This is a genomic window from Cupriavidus sp. LA-1, from assembly GCF_055385985.1.
In genome coordinates this window covers 3,722,297-3,740,376 of the sequence record NZ_AP031387.1, presented here as the reverse complement: position 1 = coordinate 3,740,376, position 18,080 = coordinate 3,722,297, and the positions used below count along the sequence as shown (strand labels likewise).

General features: G+C 67.6%; 18 protein-coding genes. 12 read left to right on the top strand and 6 right to left on the bottom strand.

Translation table 11 applies throughout. The features are described 5' to 3' along the window. Positions 1 to 29: 29 nt before the first annotated feature. Together ACZ5MJ_RS17530 and ACZ5MJ_RS17525 are read left to right on the top strand one after the other, a co-directional pair. Positions 30 to 716 carry a DUF484 family protein gene (locus ACZ5MJ_RS17530; protein ID WP_464221061.1) on the top strand — a complete coding sequence of 229 codons (687 nt, stop codon included), beginning with the start codon at positions 30 to 32 and terminating at the stop codon, positions 714 to 716. Positions 717 to 741: 25 nt separating this feature from the next. Further along, entirely contained in the window at positions 742 to 1,809 is a 1,068-nt protein-coding gene (locus ACZ5MJ_RS17525; protein WP_464221059.1) for a tyrosine recombinase XerC, read from the top strand. A 55-nt stretch (positions 1,810 to 1,864) separates the two neighbouring features. Here ACZ5MJ_RS17525 and ACZ5MJ_RS17520 read toward each other — a convergent pair whose 3' ends face one another. Continuing rightward, entirely contained in the window at positions 1,865 to 2,821 is a 957-nt protein-coding gene (locus ACZ5MJ_RS17520) for a transcriptional regulator GcvA (RefSeq protein ID WP_464221057.1), read from the bottom strand. Positions 2,822 to 3,069: 248 nt separating this feature from the next. Here ACZ5MJ_RS17520 and ACZ5MJ_RS17515 point away from each other — a divergent pair, with 248 nt between their 5' ends. The 10 genes from ACZ5MJ_RS17515 (at position 3,070) to pcp (ending at position 13,042) form a co-directional block, all read left to right on the top strand. Further along, the gene (locus ACZ5MJ_RS17515) at positions 3,070 to 3,438 is read left to right on the top strand and encodes a DUF2917 domain-containing protein (protein WP_464221056.1); all 369 of its coding nucleotides are present in this window, start codon (positions 3,070 to 3,072) and stop codon (positions 3,436 to 3,438) included. Between the two features lie 170 nt (positions 3,439 to 3,608). Then, entirely contained in the window at positions 3,609 to 4,337 is a 729-nt protein-coding gene (gene lipB, locus ACZ5MJ_RS17510; protein ID WP_464221055.1) for a lipoyl(octanoyl) transferase LipB, read from the top strand. 40 nt (positions 4,338 to 4,377) lie between these two features. Then, positions 4,378 to 5,373, top strand: a complete 996-nt coding sequence (gene lipA / locus ACZ5MJ_RS17505) for a lipoyl synthase (protein ID WP_464221053.1) — start codon at positions 4,378 to 4,380, stop codon at positions 5,371 to 5,373. A 305-nt stretch (positions 5,374 to 5,678) separates the two neighbouring features. Then, positions 5,679 to 7,231, top strand: a protein-coding gene (locus ACZ5MJ_RS17500) for an IS3 family transposase (protein ID WP_464221052.1) whose coding sequence is annotated in 2 segments (ribosomal slippage) — positions 5,679 to 6,165 and positions 6,165 to 7,231 — 1,554 coding nt in all. Because the reading frame shifts where the segments join, the coding sequence is not laid out codon by codon here. A gap of 887 nt (positions 7,232 to 8,118) precedes the next feature. Continuing rightward, positions 8,119 to 8,766, top strand: a complete 648-nt coding sequence (gene pxpB, locus ACZ5MJ_RS17495) for a 5-oxoprolinase subunit PxpB (protein ID WP_464221051.1) — start codon at positions 8,119 to 8,121, stop codon at positions 8,764 to 8,766. Further along, positions 8,763 to 9,782, top strand: a complete 1,020-nt coding sequence (locus ACZ5MJ_RS17490) for a 5-oxoprolinase subunit C family protein (RefSeq protein ID WP_464221050.1) — start codon at positions 8,763 to 8,765, stop codon at positions 9,780 to 9,782. The genes pxpB and ACZ5MJ_RS17490 overlap by 4 nt, the downstream gene beginning before the upstream one ends. A gap of 55 nt (positions 9,783 to 9,837) precedes the next feature. Then, a complete protein-coding gene (pxpA, locus tag ACZ5MJ_RS17485) occupies positions 9,838 to 10,578 on the top strand; it encodes a 5-oxoprolinase subunit PxpA (protein WP_464221049.1) in 741 nt (246 codons plus the stop codon). A 99-nt stretch (positions 10,579 to 10,677) separates the two neighbouring features. Then, on the top strand, positions 10,678 to 11,415 hold the full coding sequence (locus ACZ5MJ_RS17480; protein WP_464221048.1) for a DUF969 domain-containing protein: 738 nt from the start codon (positions 10,678 to 10,680) through the stop codon (positions 11,413 to 11,415). 10 nt (positions 11,416 to 11,425) lie between these two features. Beyond that, positions 11,426 to 12,376, top strand: coding sequence for a DUF979 domain-containing protein (locus ACZ5MJ_RS17475; RefSeq protein ID WP_464221047.1), 951 nt, complete (start codon positions 11,426 to 11,428; stop codon positions 12,374 to 12,376). 15 nt (positions 12,377 to 12,391) lie between these two features. Then, positions 12,392 to 13,042: a pyroglutamyl-peptidase I gene (gene pcp / locus ACZ5MJ_RS17470; RefSeq protein ID WP_464221046.1), complete on the top strand. Its 651-nt coding sequence runs from the start codon at positions 12,392 to 12,394 to the stop codon at positions 13,040 to 13,042. Between the two features lie 5 nt (positions 13,043 to 13,047). Here the strand turns inward: pcp and ACZ5MJ_RS17465 are convergent, their stop codons facing one another. The 5 genes from ACZ5MJ_RS17465 to ACZ5MJ_RS17445 are packed head-to-tail and all read right to left on the bottom strand — an operon-like array spanning position 13,048 to position 17,931. Beyond that, positions 13,048 to 14,301 (bottom strand): VanZ family protein, encoded by a 1,254-nt coding sequence (locus ACZ5MJ_RS17465; RefSeq protein ID WP_464221045.1) that lies wholly within the window; start codon positions 14,299 to 14,301, stop codon positions 13,048 to 13,050. Between the two features lie 19 nt (positions 14,302 to 14,320). Beyond that, positions 14,321 to 14,962: an ABC-type transport auxiliary lipoprotein family protein gene (locus ACZ5MJ_RS17460; protein ID WP_464221044.1), complete on the bottom strand. Its 642-nt coding sequence runs from the start codon at positions 14,960 to 14,962 to the stop codon at positions 14,321 to 14,323. Positions 14,963 to 15,005: 43 nt separating this feature from the next. Then, positions 15,006 to 15,947, bottom strand: a complete 942-nt coding sequence (locus ACZ5MJ_RS17455; RefSeq protein ID WP_464221042.1) for an MlaD family protein — start codon at positions 15,945 to 15,947, stop codon at positions 15,006 to 15,008. Beyond that, entirely contained in the window at positions 15,944 to 16,798 is an 855-nt protein-coding gene (locus ACZ5MJ_RS17450; RefSeq protein ID WP_464221041.1) for an ABC transporter ATP-binding protein, read from the bottom strand. The genes ACZ5MJ_RS17455 and ACZ5MJ_RS17450 overlap by 4 nt, the downstream gene beginning before the upstream one ends. Then, positions 16,795 to 17,931: an MlaE family ABC transporter permease gene (locus tag ACZ5MJ_RS17445; protein WP_464221039.1), complete on the bottom strand. Its 1,137-nt coding sequence runs from the start codon at positions 17,929 to 17,931 to the stop codon at positions 16,795 to 16,797. Before ACZ5MJ_RS17445 ends, ACZ5MJ_RS17450 begins: the two co-directional genes overlap by 4 nt. Positions 17,932 to 18,080 lie beyond the last annotated feature (149 nt).

The window sequence follows — 18,080 nt, the reverse complement described above, 5'->3', positions numbered from 1 at the left end:
CCCACTTTACCTCTACCGGTCCACGCCCCATGAACGCCCAAGACGTTGCCGCCTACCTGCAGAGCCATCCCGAATTCTTCGAAGAGCAGGCCGAACTGCTGGCCGCGGTGCAGCTGACCAGCCCGCACAGCCATCGTGCCGTGTCGCTGCAGGAGCGCCAGATGGAAATCCTGCGCGAGAAGAACAAGGGCCTGGAGCTGCGCCTGGCGGACCTGGTCCGCCACGGCCATGACAACGACCGCACCCAGCAGCGCATGCACGCCTGGCAGCTGCGCCTGCTGGCCGAAGCCGATTCGCATGCGCTGCCCTATGCCGTGCAGGACGGCCTGCAGCAGGTGTTCGACGTGCCGGCGGTGGCGCTCAGGCTGTGGGATGTCGCCGAACAGTACGCGCACATGGAAGTGGCGCAGGGCGCCAGCGAAGACCTGCGCATCTTTGCCGAAGGCCTGCGTGCGCCGTTCTGCGGCAGCAACAGCGGCTTCGAGGCCGCGGCGCTGCTGGAGCGCGACGACATCACCTCGCTGGCGCTGGTGACGCTGCGCGTGCCCTTGCGTGCCGGCGATGCCGAGGCCGGTGCCGACGTGCGCGGTGCCGCCTTCGGCCTGCTGGTGCTGGGCTCGCCCGATCCGCGCCGTTTCCACGAAGGCATGGGCACCGCCTACCTGTCGCAGATCGGTGAAGTCGCGGGCGCCGCGCTGCACCGGCTGCGCGACTGAGGCGCGACGGCCTCCGCCTGAGCCCATGAGCACGCGCCGGCCGCCCCGCCATGCCGTGGTGGATCTTGCGCCTGCCGGCGACGACCCGCCGCCGGCCCCCGATCCGCTGGTCACGCGCTACCTCGACTGGCTGCGCGGCAGCCGCAAGCTGGCCGGGCACACGCTGACCAGCTACAGCCGCGACTTGCGCGTGCTGCAAGGGCATGCGGCGCGCTATGCGCCTGGCGTGGCCCTGCTGGCACTGCAGACCCACCATATCCGCAACTTTGCCGCGCGGCTGCATGGCGCCGGCCTGGTCGGCACCAGCATCGCGCGCACCTTGTCGGCGTGGCGCGGTTTCTTCCAGTGGGCGGCGCGCCACGGCCATGGCGTCACGGCGAATCCGGTCGACGGCGTGCGCGCACCGCGTTCAGGCCACGCCTTGCCCAAGGCGCTGTCGGTCGAGCACGCGGTGGCGCTGGTGGCGCATCCTGCCGGCACCGATGCCCAGGCCTTGCGCGACCATGCGGTCTACGAACTGTTCTATTCAAGCGGGCTGCGGCTGTCCGAGCTGGTGCAGCTGGACCTGCGCTACACGGATGCCGATGGCTACCGCTCCAGCGGCTGGCTCGACCTGGCCGGGGCGGAAGTCACCGTGACCGGCAAGGGTTCGCGCCAGCGCTCGGTGCCGGTCGGCAGCAAGGCCATCGAGGCGCTGCGTGCGTGGCTGGCGGTGCGCGACACGCTGCTGCGCCCCGGCGCCGCGCCCGACGATGCCAGCGCGCTGTTCCTCGGCCCGCGCGGGCGGCGCCTGTCGATGCGCGCCGTGCAGCTGCGGCTCAAGCAGCAGGCGCTGCGTGCCGGGGTGCCGGCCGATGTGCATCCGCATATGCTGCGGCATTCGTTTGCCACCCACGTGCTGCAGTCCTCCGGCGACCTGCGCGCGGTGCAGGAAATGCTGGGCCACGCCAGCATCTCGACCACGCAGGTCTATACCGCGCTCGATTTCCAGCACCTGGCAAAGGTCTACGACAAGGCCCATCCGCGTGCCGGCCGGGCGCGCGCCAGGCCGGCGGCTGATCCGGCGGATCCCGACGAAGCATCGGAAGACTAGGGTCTGTTCACATATGAAACGCGCGCGTGCGTTTCATATGTGAACAGACCCTAGGTCACGCCCACTGCGCCAGCACCTCGCGGAAGCGCTCGATCTCGGGCAGCAGCCAGCCGCGGAAGGCCTGCACCTTGGGCAGGTTCAGCGAGCCCGGCGCGCACACGAAATACAGCAGCCACGGGCACGCGATGCTGACATCGAACAGCCGCACCACGCGCCCGGCCAGCAGGTCGTTGTAAGCCAGCGAGGAGCGGATCAGCGCAATGCCCTGTCCTTCGGACGCAGCCTGCAGCAGCAGCGAGGAATCTTCCAGCAGCAGCCCCTTGCGCGGCTCGGGCCAGTCCAGCCCGGCGGCCTCGAACCACGGCTTCCACGGATCGCCCTCGCCGCGCAGCAGCGGCAGCCCGGCCATGTCCTGCGGCTGTTCGGGCAGGCGCCCGCCATTGAAGGCGGGGCTGCAGACCGGGAAGAAGACGTCGTCCAGCAGCCGTTCCACATACAGGCCGGGATAGTCGCCGCTGCCCATGCGCAGTGCGAGATCGATCTCCTCGTGGGCAAAGTTGACCAGGGTGTTCGACGACAGCAACTCCACATCCAGTTCCGGGTGGCGCTCGATAAAGCTGCCGATGCGCGGCGTCAGCCAGCGCGCGGCAAACGACGGCATGGTGCTGATGGTCAGGCGCTTGTCGCGGTTGCCGGCCTGGAGCGCGCGCGTGGCATCGGCAATCTGCAGCAGGGCGTCGCGCACGCGCTCGGCATAGAGGCGCCCGGCCGGCGTCAGTGCCACGCGCTTGCCGTGGCGTTCGAACAGCGGCATGCCCAGCTCTTCTTCCAGCGCGCGGATCTGGTGGCTGACCGCGCCGTGCGTGACGAACAGCTCCGTGGCCGCGCGCGAAAAACTCTCATGCCGCGCCGCGGCCTCGAACGCGCGCAGCGCGGTCAGCGCCGGCAGGCGCGGCAACTCGCGGTGCCAGCCGCGCGGCAGGTCCTTTTCCCAGGCGCTCTTCCAGGCCATGGTGGTCTCCAGGCGGTCGTGTGTATGTGAATTTGTCTAACAAGAACAAAGAAAATATATCGTTTTGATAGTGGTTGGACAATCACTAATATTCCATCACCGGCCTCCGCAGTAGTTATTTACTTCACGGCGATATTCATAGGATTTGACTGGCCTGGTCCCCTTGCCGGGCCAGTTCCGGTGTTCCGCCGCAAATTCGTACTGCGCCTGGCGCATCCTCGCCGAGGCCGGCTGAACGGAGAACCACCATGAAAACCGTGCTCACAACGACTGTGTTCACCCTGAATCCCGGCGAAGTCACCACGCTGTCGGTGCATGCTGCCCAGCGCCTGCATGTCGAAGAGGCCCGCGGCACCGACGTATGGCTGACCCGCGAGAACGATTCGGAGGACTACTGGCTGCGTTGTGGCGGCAGCCTGCTGCTGCGCACGGGTGACGAGGTGGTGCTGAGTGTAGACCCGCGTGCGGAGCACCCGGTGCGCCTGGCCCTGATCGCCGAAGCACGCCGCCCGGCGCTGGCGTTGGCCGACGTGCCGCACCTGGTGTACCGCAGCCTGCGCCGCCTAGTTCGAGGCACGGACTGGACGCCTAACCAGGACCAGGTCACCGCATCCTGAGGCAAAGCCCGGCGGGGCAGCGTCCGCATCACACCGCGACCGGGGGCATCTGCGCCTGGTCTGGTCGCGTGACGCATCGGACGATTCCCGCCGGCCAGTGCCCTGAGCGGGCAACAGAAGTGACCAAGGCAGGGCCGGCGCAAGCCGGCCCTTTTCGTTACACTCTCGCCATGCATCCGATTCAAGTCATCGAACGCGGCCGCGAGGACTATCAGCCGTGTTTCGACGCGATGCGCGCCTTCACCGCCGCACGCACGCCCGAGACGCCTGATCAGATCTGGCTGGTCGAGCATCCGCCGGTCTACACCCTGGGCCAGGCGGGCGACCCCGCACATCTGCTGGCCCCGGACGAACAGATTCCGGTGGTGCAGATCGATCGTGGTGGCCAGATCACTTATCACGGTCCCGGCCAGGTGGTGGCCTACCTGCTGCTGGATCTGCGCCGCCGCCGCCTGATGGTGCGCGAGCTGGTGCACGGCATCGAGCAGGCGGTGCTGGACACGCTCGCGGCGTATAATCTCGCAGCCGAACGCAAGCCCGGCGCCCCCGGCATCTACCTGTCCGACGGGCCGCACCAGGGCGCCAAGATTGCCGCGCTCGGCCTCAAGATTCGCAACGGCTGCAGCTACCACGGCGTCAGCCTCAACGTGCAGATGGACCTGTCGCCGTTCCTGCGCATCAATCCCTGCGGCTATGCCGGGCTGGAAACAGTCGACATGGCCACCGCGGGGGCCACCTGCCCGGTGGCGGATGCCGATGGCGCCCCATTGCCCGTGACCGCGGAAAAACAACCCGAGATCGCACAGCGCCTGGCGGCTGCATTGTGCGAGGTGCTGGCAGCGCACGAAGCTCGCGTGCTAGCGGCTGAAGAAGCTGCCGCCCCGGCCCTGGCCTCCTAGTCAAAAGCGAAATGCACGCCGAGCGCGTGCGGAGAAATGTATGAGCGACGCCCTGATCGCCACTTCCAGCGAAGCCCCGCAGTCCCCCGCGGAGCAGTACGACCCGACCCGCAAGCAGAAGTCGGCCGACAAGACCGCACGCATCCCCATCAAGATCGTGCCGGCCGAAAAGCTCAAGAAGCCGGACTGGATCCGCGTGAAGGCCGCCACCGGCAATTCGCGTTTCTATGAGATCAAGGACATCCTGCGCGCCAACAACCTGGTGACGGTGTGCGAGGAAGCCAGCTGCCCCAATATCGGCGAGTGCTTCGGCAAGGGCACCGCCACCTTCATGATCATGGGCGACAAGTGCACCCGCCGCTGCCCGTTCTGCGACGTGGGGCACGGCCGCCCCGATCCGCTGGACGTGAACGAGCCGGGCAACCTGGCCCGCACCATCGCCCAGCTCAAGCTGAACTACGTGGTGATCACCAGCGTCGACCGCGACGACCTGCGTGACGGCGGTGCCCAGCACTACGTCGATTGCATCTCGCAGACGCGCGAGCTGTCGCCCGTTACTCGCATCGAAGTGCTGGTGCCCGACTTCCGCGGCCGCCTGGACAAGGCGCTGGACATCCTGCAGGCGTGCCCGCCGGACGTGATGAACCACAATATGGAAACCGTGCCGCGCCTGTACAAGCAGGCGCGCCCGGGCGCTGACTACGAGCACTCGCTCAAGCTGCTGCAGGAATTCAAGCGCCGCAACCCGAACGTGCCGACCAAGTCGGGCCTGATGGTTGGCCTGGGCGAGACCGACGAGGAAATCCTCCAGGTCATGCGCGACATGCGGGCCCACGATATCGACATGCTGACCATCGGCCAGTACCTGGCGCCGTCGAACCACCACCTGCCGGTGCTGCGCTACGTGCATCCCGACACCTTCAAGATGTTCGAGGAAGAGGCTTACAAGATGGGCTTCACCCACGCTGCCGTGGGCGCGATGGTGCGGAGTTCGTACCATGCGGATCAGCAGGCGCATCAGGCGGGGTTTGCTTGATTTTTGGGGTTGTCTGTTGATGGAATGAAAAACGGCCGGGATTCCCGGCCGTTTTTCATTGGTTTTTGGGCTTGCTGCCGTGTGGTCGGTTGTTGCTCTTGGCAGGGGTGGCTGTTTTGTTGGGGTGGGTGGGGCTTTTGCTGGTTGGCTTGGTTTTGTAGGTCGGGTTTGATGTTGTCGTAGGTTTTGCCGCCTGGTTCCGCCCTGCTGGGCGGGTCACTTTTTGTCCGAGCCCTCCATGTCAGGATAGTTGTCGCCTCGCCGCCTTTCGATGAAGGACAATGGAGGGCGGAAGCGGTTGGAGAATGAAACGCTATCCGGCGGAGTACAAGGAGTGGGTGGTTGAGCAGATGATGCCGCCCTTGAATCGATCGGTTGTGGAGCTGGCCAAGGAAACGGGTGTCACAACGGTGAGCCTGCGTACCTGGCGCGAGGAAGCCCGCGAGCAAGGAAAGGTTGTGCCTGGCAACGGCAAACAGAGTGACAAGTGGTCCAGTGCGGACAAGTTCCGGGTGGTGCTGGAGACGGCGCCGCTGAGTGAAGCTGAGCTGTCCGAATACTGCCGCAGGAAGGGCATTCAGCCGGAACAGATCCGGCAGTGGCGCGCCGCCTGTGAGCAGGCCAACGCGAAGACGCCGGTCAAGGCCGGCCTGGCGCAGCGCCGCGAGGAAGAGACTGCCCAGAAGCGGATCCGCGACCTGGAGCGCGAACTCAAGCGCAAGAATGCGGCGCTGGCGGAGACAGCGGCGCTGCTGGTGCTGAGAAAAAAAGCCGAGGCGATCTGGGGAAGGGACGAGGAGGACTGATCAACGTCTCGGATCGCCGCGATGCCATTGCGTTGATCGATGAAGCGGTGAAGAGCGGTGCGCGCCAAGCCAGTGCCTGCGAGGAACTAGGCCTGAACGAGCGCACCTTGCAGCGCTGGCGCCATACGCCTGAGGATGGCCGTCCGGGCGCGCTGCGGCCGGCGCCGGCTAACAAGCTCAGCGAGGCGGAGCGGCAGGCCGTGCTGGCAGTGGCCAACCAGCCCGGCTATGAGAGTCTGACGCCGCACCAGATCGTGCCGAAGCTGGCCGACGAGGGCCGTTACCTGGCCTCGGAGTCGACCTTTTACCGGGTGCTCAAGGCCGAAGGCCAAGCACGCCGGCGCGGGCGCAGCCACAATGCCAAGTCCTCGCGCCCGCTGACCACGCACCGTGCCGACGGACCGAACCAGGTGTGGTGCTGGGACATCACGTGGATGCCCACGACGGTGAAAGGCCGCTTCTTCTATTGGTACATGATGCAGGACATCTACAGCCGCAAGCTGGTGGTCAACGAGGTGCATGAGAGCGAATCGGTCGAGCATGCCAGCCAACTGCTGGCGCTGGGCTGCCTGCGCGAGCAGACCGTTGGCCGACCGCTGGTGCTGCACTCGGACAATGGCAGCGTCATGAAGGGCGCGACGATGCGAGCGGCGATGGAGTACCTGGGCGTGGAGCCCTCATACAGCCGCCCACGCGCGAGCAACGACAACGCCTACGCCGAAGCGTTGTTCCGAACGGCCAAGTACTGCCCGCTGTGGCCTGATCGGCCGTTCGATACGCTGAAGCAAGCGCGCGACTGGGTGCATCGGTTCGTGTGCTGGTACAACGAGGAGCACCGCCACAGTGGCCTGAAGTACGTCACGCCGAACCAGCGGCACCGCGGGGAGGCGCCGCCCTTGCTGGCGCGACGCGTGGTGGTGTATCAGGCAGCCCGTGCCCGGCACCCGCAGCGCTGGTCGCGGGGAATCCGGAATTGGAAGCTGGATCCAGTGGTCTACCTGAACCCCGAGCGGGCTGAGCTGGCGCCTAAGGAGTACCGTAAAGCAGCATAGCGGCGGACGTGACAACTACCTTGACACACACCGGAGCGACAAAAAGTAACCAAAAAACGCGTCGCCTCAGGCGGCTGGCCACCAATTCCACGGTGTTGGTGGGTCGGGCGGCGGTGATTTCCGTTCAGTGGGGTTGGTGGTTCAACCCTGCTACGCTCCTGGGATGTGCCTTGCGTCCACGGACTATTGGACGAACCCGACTTTAGGCTATTGGCAGCCTGCTAAATACCGCGTCGGTCGGACGCCTACGGCTGCGCTGCGCGCACGTCCTAACGTGGCAGAACCAGCGGCCACGTCCTGATTGCCGCTGTTGGCCCGGCATCATCCGCGACAACGCCGTGCGAGCGCAGCGACGCACTCCGTGCCCGAGCCCCCGACCTACGATACTGAGTGCGCGCAGCGCAGCCGTAGGCGTCCTACCGATAACCTCGTTAGAAGGCTGCCAACAGCCTAAAGTCGGGTTCGTCCAATAGTCCGTGGAAGCAGGCACATCCCGGGAGCGTAGCAGGCCTGAACCACCTACCCCATCGAACGGAAATCACCGCCGCCCGAACCACCAACACCGTGGAATTGGTGGCCAGCCGCCTGAGGCGACGCGTTTTTGGTTACTTTTGTCGCTCGGACAAAAGTGACCCGCCCAGCAGGGCGGAACCAGGCCGTCCAACCTACGACAACATCAAACCCGACCTACAAAACCAAGCCAACCAGCTGCAGACCAGCCGGCCACCCCAGCAAAACAGCCCAAGCCCTAAGGGTCATCCCTGACTATTTCCCCACTCAACCTTTCGATATGATGAATTCATCGATAAATTATCGATGAAATACAAACACGTCACATTTTCGCCTCGCCTGCCTAAACTGGTAGCAAGTGCACTACCGGGACTCCCATGAACTGCACCATCCACCGACTCGCCGAGCAGGCGCTGCTGTACAGCGTGGCTCCTCCCGCCTCGCTGGAAGTCCAGCGCCGGATCTGGGCGATGGCGGCCCGGGCCGCGGACTGGCGTGGTGTGGTGGATGTGGTGCCAGGCATGAACAACCTGACGGTGATCTTCGACGGCAGCGCCGATGTGGATGCGCTGGAGCGCAACCTGAAGCTCGCGTGGGCCTCGGGCGAGACGCGCAATGCCACCGGCAGGCTGGTGGAGATCCCGGTGCGCTACGGCGGCGAACATGGCCCGGACCTGGGCGACGTGGCGGCCCATACTGGCCTCACGCCGCAGGAAGTGGTGCGCCGCCACGTGGCGGGCGAGTACGTCGTCTACTTCCTGGGCTTCCAGCCCGGCTTTGCCTATATGGGCGGGCTGGCACCGGAACTGGCCACGCCGCGCCGGCGTGAGCCCCGGGTGGCCGTGCCGGCCGGGTCGGTCGGCATTGGCGGCGAGCAGACCGGCGTGTATCCGGCGGTGCTGCCGGGCGGCTGGCAACTGATCGGGCGCACCGAAGCCGAACTCTTCGTGGCCGACCGCGATCCGCCGTCCCTGTTCGCGCCCGGCGACACCGTGCGCTTTGTCGCCGAGGACATCATCGCGTGATTGAGATCATTCGCCCCGGCGCGCTCGCCTCGGTGCAGGACCTGGGCCGTACCGGCTTTCGCCGGTTTGGGGTCGGCCGCTGCGGGGCAATGGACGCGCTCGCGGTGGAGGTGGGCAACCGCCTGCTCGGCAATGCGCCGGGCTGCGCCGCGATTGAATTCACGCTGGGCCGCGCCGCGCTGCGCTTTCATGCCGATCTGCGCGTGGCGCTGGCCGGTGCCGAATGCGGCGCCAGCCTGGACGGCGTGCCGGTGTGGTCGTGGCATGCCTTCGATGTGCACAAGGGCGAGACGCTGACGCTGCCGTCGACGCGTGGCGGCACGCGCGTGTACCTGTGCGTGGCGGGTGGCATTGCAGTCGACCCGGTGATGGGATCGCGCAGCACCGACCTGAAGTCCGGCTTCGGCGGACTGGGCGGACGCGCGCTGCAGGAGGGCGACCGGTTGCCCGCGGGGCGCCCGGGGCTGGCGGCCGAGACCGACTGGATCGGCGTGCAGGCGCCGGCATGGGCGCTGCCCGCTGCCGTCGAGGGCAAGGCCACGGCGATCCGCATGCTGCCCGGCCCGGAATACGAGGACTTTGACGCGCCATCGCAGGCTGCGCTGTGGCAGGCGGACTGGACCGTCACGCCCAACAGCAACCGCATGGGGCTGCGCCTGAGCGGGCCCGCGCTGGCGCGGCGCGCAGGGCACAGTGCCGACCTGCTGTCGCATGGCGTGGTGCCGGGCGTGATGCAGGTGCCGCCGGGCGGCCAGCCGATCGCGCTGATGGCCGACGCGCAGACCACCGGCGGCTATCCCAAGATCGGCGTGGTGATCGGCGCGGACCTGTGGCGGCTGGCGCAGGTGCCGCTGGGGGCGCCGGTGCGTTTTGTGCAGGTGACGTTGGCGCAGGCAGGGGCGGCGCAGGCCGAACTGGCGCGCTACCTGCGCCAGATCGACCAGGCGCTGCAGTGGCAGGGCGATGGCATGCCCATCGCCGCGCGGCGGCGCGCACATACCCGCGTCGCGGCATAAGCGCGCACGCACAACAGCAATCGGGCGACGCAATGCGCCGCACAGGAGAAAGGCAATGCAGATCGATTTGAACGCTGACCTTGGCGAAGGCTGTGACAACGACGAGGCGCTGCTGGCGCTGATCAGTTCGGCCAATATCGCATGCGGCTGGCACGCGGGCGACGCGGCCACCATGGTGCAGACCGTGAAGTGGGCGCTGGAGCACGGCGTGGCGATCGGGGCGCACCCGAGCTACCCCGACCGCGAGAACTTCGGCCGCACCGAGATGCAGCGCGACCCGGAACACGTTTATGCCGACGTGCTGTACCAGATCGGTGCGCTCGACGCGATTGTGCGCGCGCAGGGCGGCGAGCTGCACCACGTCAAGCCGCATGGCGCGCTGTACAACCAGGCCGCGCGCGATCCGGCACTGGCCCGCGCCATCGTGCGGGCGGTGCGCGACTTCGATTCCGACCTGGTCTTCTTCGGCCTGGCCGGCAGCCACATGATCAGCGTGGCAAAAGAGGCCGGCCTGCGCGTCAGGCAGGAGGTCTTTGCCGACCGCGGCTACAACCCCGACGGCACGCTGGTCAAGCGCGGCACGCCGGGCGCGCTGCACGAGGACGAGGAAGTCGCGCTGAACCAGACCCTGACCATGGTGCGCGAGAAACGCGTGCGCGCCATCGACGGCAGCTGGGTACCGATTCAGGCCGAAACCGTGTGTCTGCACGGCGACGGCGCCCACGCGCTGGCCTTTGCGCGCCGCATCCGGGAACGGCTGGGGGCAGAGGGCATCGCGATCCGCGCCGGCGACTGAGCGCCACGCTTCAGTCGCCGGCATTCACCGCGGCCGGCCCCGTCGTGCTGTAAGACGGCTGCCGTCCGTTGCCTCCATCACACTCGCTTGGTGTCTCTCATGGAACAGGCCGTCAATCTCTGGCCCCTTGTCGGGGTCGGCGTCATCATCATCGGCTTCGTGCTGCGCTTCAATCCCATGCTGGTGGTGGTGCTCGCCGCGCTGGCCACGGGGCTGGCCGCGCCGATGCCGCTGATGCAGATCTTCTCTGCAATTGGCACCGCCTTCGTCAAGGCGCGCAACCTGCCGCTGATCATCCTGCTGCCGCTGACCGTGATCGGCCTGCTGGAGCGGCACGGGCTGCGCGAGCATGCGCAGGCGTGGATCGCGCGCATTGCGTCGGCCACGGTCGGCCGGCTGCTGATCGTCTACCTGGGTGTGCGCGAGCTGACCGCCGCGGTCGGCCTGACCAGCCTGGGCGGCCATCCGCAGATGGTGCGCCCGCTGCTGGCGCCGATGGCCGAGGGCGCGGCCGAGAACCGCTTCGGCCACCTGCCTGAACCGGTGCGCCAGCGCGTGCTGGCCTTCTGCGCCGCCACCGACAACGTGGGCCTGTTCTTCGGCGAGGATATCTTCGTCGCCTTTGGCGCGATCGCGCTGATGCACACCTTCCTGCTGTCGTCGAACATCGACGTGGAGCCGCTGCATATTGCCGTGTGGGGCATTCCCACCGCGATCTGCGCCTTCCTGATCCATGCCGTGCGCCTGAAGCGCCTGGACGGCTGGCTCGAGCGTGAGCTGGGCGGCAAGGCAGCCGCGTCCGCCGCGGCTGCCGCCACGCCCAAGATCGGCGAGTAAGGAGCGCGCCATGATCATTTCCATCGAATATCTCTACTGGCTCGCCGGCCTGGTGCTGGCGATCACCGCGCTGATGACCTTCGCCGACCGCGAGCATCCGCGCCGCTTCAGCACCGGCCTGTTCTGGCTGCTGTACGCGATCGTGTTCCTGGCTGGCGACCGGCTGCCGCCGGCCGCGGTCGGCATCGGCGCGGTGGTGATGGCGCTGATTGCGGGCTTTGGCGGCGTCGGCCACGGCAAGCATGAAAGCCTGCCGGAGGATGAACGCCGTGCCAGCGCGCGCCGCCTCGGCAACAAGCTGTTTATTCCGGCGCTGCTGATCCCGCTGGTGACCGTGATCGGCACCATGCTGTTCAAGGACGTCAAGATCGCCGGCTTGCCGCTGCTCGATCCCAAGAACGTGACCTTCGTCTCGCTGGGGATCGGCTGCCTGGTCTCGCTGGCGGTGGTGTGCTGGCTCACGCGCGACACCGTGGCACAAGGCCTGCGCGAATCGCGCCGGCTGACCGAGTCGCTGGGCTGGGCCCTGGTGCTGCCGCAGATGCTGGCGATGCTGGGCCTGGTGTTTGCCGACGCGGGCGTGGGCAAGGCCGTGGCGCACCTGACCACCGCCTATATCAACATGGACTACAAGCTGGTGGCGGTGGCGGTCTATTGCGTGGGCATGGCGCTGTTCACGGTGATCATGGGCAATGGCTTCGCCGCATTCCCGGTGATGACCGGCGGCGTGGGCGTGCCCATCCTGGTCGGCATGTTCGGCGGCAACCCGGCGGTGATGGCGGCAGTCGGCATGTTCTCGGGCTATTGCGGTACGCTGATGACGCCGATGGCGGCCAACTTCAATATCGTGCCGGCGGCGCTGCTGGAACTCGACGACAAGAACGCCGTGATCCGCGCGCAGGTGCCGACCGCGCTGGCGATCCTGGTGGCCAATATCGCGCTGCTGTACTTCCTGATGTGACCGCGGAGCCCTTCGATGCGTACCGTGCTGCTGACCGGCTTCGAGCCGTTCGAGAATGAACCGATCAATCCGTCATGGGAGGCGGTGCGCGCGCTTGACGGTGAACGCGTCGGCGACGCTGTGATCGTGGCGCGCCAGCTGCCGTGCGTGTTCGGCGCGGCGATCGACACCATCGGCGAGCTGGTCGATGTGCTGCGCCCCGCGCTGGTGATCGCCGTGGGCCAGGCCGGCGGGCGCGCCGAGATGTCGGTGGAGCGCGTGGCGATCAATGTCGACGATGCGCGCATTGCCGACAACGCCGGCGCTCAGCCCATCGATACCGCGATCGCCGCGGACGGCCCCGCCGCCTACTTTGCCACGCTGCCGATCAAGGCGATGGTGCGCGACATGCGCGCCGCAGGCGTGCCGGCCTCGGTGTCGCAGACTGCCGGCACCTTCGTCTGCAACCATGTCTTCTACGGGCTGATGCACCGGCTGGCACGGCAGCCGGGCGAGGACGTGCGCGGCGGCTTTATCCACATTCCCTACCTGCCCGAGCAGGCGGCGCGCCATCCGGGCCAGCCGAGCCTGGCGCAGGAAACACTGGTGAAGGGGTTGCGCACGGCGGTGGCGACGGCGCTGTCGACCCGCGCCGATGTGCGCGAGCAGGGCGGGCAGCTGCACTAGCCCCGTCAGTCCTGCGTACCGGCAGCGGCCGCCTCACGGCGTGCCGCGGCCCGCTTTTTCAAGGCATGGCGGCGCAGGCTGACCTGTTCGAAACGCCAGATCACATAGCAGAACGCCAGGAACGGCCACAGCCAGCCCAGCCACTGCGCCAGGCCGTTGAAGTGGATGAATCGGCCCATGCGCCAGCCTTGTTCCGAGATCCACGCGTACGGGTTGGATGGCAGCACGTTGGTCAGCACCACCAGCACGACCAGCGCCACCATGGCCAGGATCGCGCGCAGCCAGCGCGGCACGTACAGCAGCAGCGCCAGCACCAGCGAACTGGTCAGCAGCGCAAAGCGCCCGCCCTCCGACAGCCAGACAAAGGCGCTCTCGGTCGGAAACTGCAGTTCGGTCGCGGTGGCCTTGAGCAACAGCGCGGCGGCCAGCAGGCCGGCCAGGATACGCAGCATCGGCGCGTTGCGCCGCATCCCGATCGAGGCGAACAGGCCCGTGCCGATCCAGCTGCTGGCGGTCACCAGCGATTCCAGCAACTGCTGGCTCTGCATGTCCTCGGGCCGCAGGCCGATATTGCCCTGCCAGGCCTCCAGCCGCGGGAACAGCATCTGCAGCACCTGCATCGGCCACGATTCCGGATCGGTCAGCCATTCGCGCACGATGCTGCCCATGCCGAACAGGTGCTCTTGCGGAAACACCTGGGCAAACGGCCACAGCATCAGCAGGATGATGGCAAAGCTGGCATGCGGCTCGAACCAGGCCTGGCGCAGCCGCGTCAGGCGGCCGTCGTCGATCAGCATGTGCGTGAACGGCGCCACCACGGCGCCGCCGAGCAGCGCGCCCAGCGCGTTGGTGATCAGGTCGATATTTGACGAGATGCGGGTTGGCAGCCAGGTCTGGAGGGCTTCCATGCAGGTCGACAGCAGCGCCCCGGCCACCAGCGCCACCAGCGTGGCGCGCCCGCCCGACATGCGCGGATGCAGCGAAAGCACCACCAGCGCGCCGAACGGGACGTACCCCAGCACATTGGTGAGCAGGTCGAACTCTGTGATGTAGCGCGGCTTGGGCGCGGTCAGGAAGGCAAAGGGCGAGACGCCGTTGTCGACCCACCCCGAGAACGGGTACAGGCTGGCGTACACCACCAGCAGCGTGAAGCAGAGCAGCCCCACGCGGGCCAGCGGCGAGTGCTGCGGGCCGGAGGGTTCAGGCGTTGGCTGAGCCGCCGGGGGCGGCGCGGAGGGCGGCGGGGGAGCCGGCTCCATGGCAATTCTCCTTGCAGTTTTACTTTAGCTCCAGCGTGCCGGTCCAGTCGAGCAGCGCCTCGATCACCGCGTCGCTGGCCTCGGCCAGCGCCTTGGCGCCGCTGGCGCCATCGGCGCTGCCTGCGGGTCGGCGCGCCTCGAAGGTCTGCTGGCCGATCATGCCCTGGCGGTACACGGTGGCGCGCAGGCGCACCACGCCCTGGCTGGTGGTGGCGCTGTCGAACACCTGCTCGAACGCCAGCAGGTCCACCTTGAGGGCCGGCACGCTGGTGTCGCCGGACCAGGCCAGAGCGCCCTGCGCCGACACGGCTTCGCGCAGCCGGCTGTCGAACAGGCGTGTGGGCGACATCACCCAGCGCTGCGTGGCGTAGGCCTGCAGCCGCTGCGCCTGCGCGTACTGCAGCCGGTAGTAGAGGGCGTTGCCCTCCAGCCAGTCCGGGCCATCGGTCTGCGCCACCCGCAGCTTGGGCAGTTTTGCCGCCGCGGCGTTCCCGGCGGCGGCCGGCGGACCCAGGTCGTAGGTTACCGTGGGCGTGCCGTGTGTCAGCGCGCAGCCCGGCAGCGCGAGCGCGGCGGCGGCGACCAGCAACGCGACAAGGCGGACTGGCAGGAAAGAGGGAGCGGGTCGGCGCAGGCTTGGCATCTCGGTCGCAAGGGTCACGGCGATGTCTCGGCAGTGGCGATTGATGGAGGCGCGCACACGGCTATGGCGCGTGGAAGCCGGGTTCGCCCGGGCCCGGCGTGGGCGCGGGCGCGCCGAACAGCACGCTGCTCGGGCTTTCGTCGAAGCGGCCGGCGGCGCGCTCGAAGCTGCGCGCGGTCTGCCGTGCGTCGCGCGCCAGGCCGTTGAGCTGCGGCAGCGTTTCCTGGCTGATATTGCCGGCCGCCGACTGCACCGAGGCGGCCGCGCCCTGCATGTCGCGCCCGACGCTGTCAACGGTGCGCATCACCGTGCCGTTGGGGCTGGCCACTTCCTGCGTCAGGCGCCGGGTCGATTCCAGCGTCGCGTTCAGGTTCTCGGCCACTTGCGGCAGCCGGTTGGCGGCCGGGGCCAGGGTATCGGACAGCCGCGAGTAGTCTTCGGCGGTCTTGTGCACCGAGCGGATCGCCGCCATCAGGTCGTCCCGGTTGGCGCCCTGGAACATGTCGTTGAGCGAGGACATCATGGTCTCGACCTGCGTCAGCAGCGAGTCGCCGCGCTTTTCCAGTTCTTCGAAGAAACCCGGCCGCATGGCGATGCGGGCCACCGCCTTGGGCGAGGTCGGCAGCGGCGGCGAGGTCCCGGCGCCATCGTGCGCGGCGGAGTCGTCGAGCTGCACGTAGGCAATCCCGGTCACGCCCTGGAAGCCAAGCGTGCCATAGGTGGTGCGCGTGATCGGCGTGTCCTTGTTGACGGTGATGCGCACAATGATCTGGCCCGGCACCTGCGGGTCGAACTTGATCGACTCGACCTTGCCCACCTCAAGCCCGCGGTATTTCACGTCGCCCTGCGGCTGCAGGCCGTTCACGGTGGAACGCGTGATCAGGTCATACGGCACGCGCACGGCATGCTCGCTGCTGAACCAGAAGATCGCGAACAGCACCAGCACAGCCAGGCCGATGGTGAACACGCCGGCAAGGAATGCGTGTGACTTGTTTTCCATCATGCTTCTCCAGGGGGCGCCATATCCCGTGACTGCGGCTGCCCGTGCGGCGGCAGCGCCTGCATGGCGCGCTGGGCGCGATCGCCCAGGAAATACTCGCGGATGAAGGGGTGGTCCACCTTCACCACTTCCGGAATCGGCGCGGCGGCGATCACCTTGTGGTCGGCCAGCACCGCGACCCGGTCGGACAGCGCCACCAGCGTGTCCAGGTCGTGCGTGATCATCACCACGGTCAGGCGCAGTTCGCGCCGCAGTTCGCGGATCAGCGCCACGTAGTCGTCCGAGGCCATCGGGTCCAACCCCGCCGTGGGCTCGTCCAGGAACAGCAGTTCGGGCTCGAGCGCCAGCGCGCGCGCCAGCGCCACGCGCTTGATCATGCCGCCTGACAGGTCCGACGGCATCTTGTCGGCATCGCGCGCCGACAGGCCCACCAGCTGCAGCTTGAGCAGGGCTGCCTGGCAGATCAGGTTGTCGGGCAGCGCGCGCAGCTCGCGCAGGGGCAGCGCGATATTGTCGATCACCGACAGCGCCGAGAACAGCGCGCCGCGCTGGAACTGCAGCCCCCAGCGGTTGCGCAGCACTTGCAGTTGCGCCGGGCGCAGCCGGGTCGGGTCTTCGCCGAACACCTTGATGGTGCCCGAGGTGGGCCGCTCCAGCCCCACGATCTGGCGCAGCAGCACAGTCTTGCCGCTGCCCGAGCCGCCCACGACCGACAGCACCTCGTCGCGGTAGACGTCCAGGTTTACATGGTCATGCACCACCGCCTTGCCGAAGCGCTTGACCAGGTCGCGCACCTCGATGACCGCGGTGCGGTCCGTGTGTCCCGGGGCAGCGTTCGCTTGCGCCGCGTTCACAGGCCCACGTCCTTGAACAGGATGGCGAAGACCGCGTCGGCCAGGATCACGATGGTGATCGCGGTCACCACCGAGGCGGTGGTGCCTTCGCCCAGGCTTTGCGTATTGGGCTTGATGCGCAGCCCGAAGTGGCACGCGGTCAGCGCGATCAGGATGCCGAACACCACACCCTTGCCCAGCCCCAGCCACAGGTTGGCTACCGGCACCGCATCGGGCAGCTCGCGCAGGAAGAAGGTGGCGCTGATGCCCAGTTGCGCGCGCGCGGCCAGTATGCCGCCGGCCAGCGCCATCACGTCGGTCCAGGCCACCAGCAGCGGCATGGCGATGGCCAGCGCGATCACGCGCGGCATGATCAGCCGGAAGCCGTGCGAGATGCCCATCACGCGCATCGCATCCAGCTCCTCGGTCACGCGCATCACGCCGATCTGCGCGGTGATGGCCGAACCCGAGCGCCCCGCGATCAGGATCGCCGCCAGTACCGGCCCCAGCTCGCGGATCACCGCCATGCCGAGGATGTTGACGATGAAGGTGCTGGCGCCAAAGATGCGCAGCTGGTTGGCCGACAGGTATGACAGCACGATGCCGATCAGGAAGCCCACCAGCGCCGTGATCCCCAGCGCCTTGTAGCCGACGTTGTAGATATTGGCCGAGATCTCGCGCCACGGGCCCCGCTGCGGCATGCGCGCAAGGCGCAGCAGGTCGAAGGCCAGCTGGCCCAGCATGGTGATGCCGTTACGCAGCTGCGCGCCGAACGACAGCACGTTGGCGCCAAACAGCGTGACCGGGTTGAAGCGGTCCACCATGTGCTTCTTCCAGCCCTCGCTCTGCACTGCGGCGATGCGCGCGAATACGCGGCGCTGGCCCTCGCTCGCGTCCAGCCGTTGCGGCAGCGCGCCATTCCATGCCTGCCACAGCAGCTGGCCGCCGATATGGTCCAGCCGCTCGACCGCGGCCAGCGACCATTGCGCGCTGTCCGGCGTCTCTGCCAGTTCGTGCAGTTGCGCGCGCAATTGCCGCGCCTGGTGGCAGCCGGCCAGCGCGAGCGCGGTCCAGTCGCCACGCAGCGCTACGCTGACGGTTCCGTCCCCGCGCGTGATATCGAAATCTGGCGTCGTCTGGCGTTCCAAGGGCATGCGATGTGATGGCCGAGTCTCGATTCTAAGCCACCCGCCCCGCTGGCGCGACCGCGTCGTGCCGAAGCTGCGGCACGGCTACAATGCGGCATCTGCCGCAGGCACGCGGGCCGCACCTTGTCCGTGCCTGTGTTTTCCACGATCGCCAT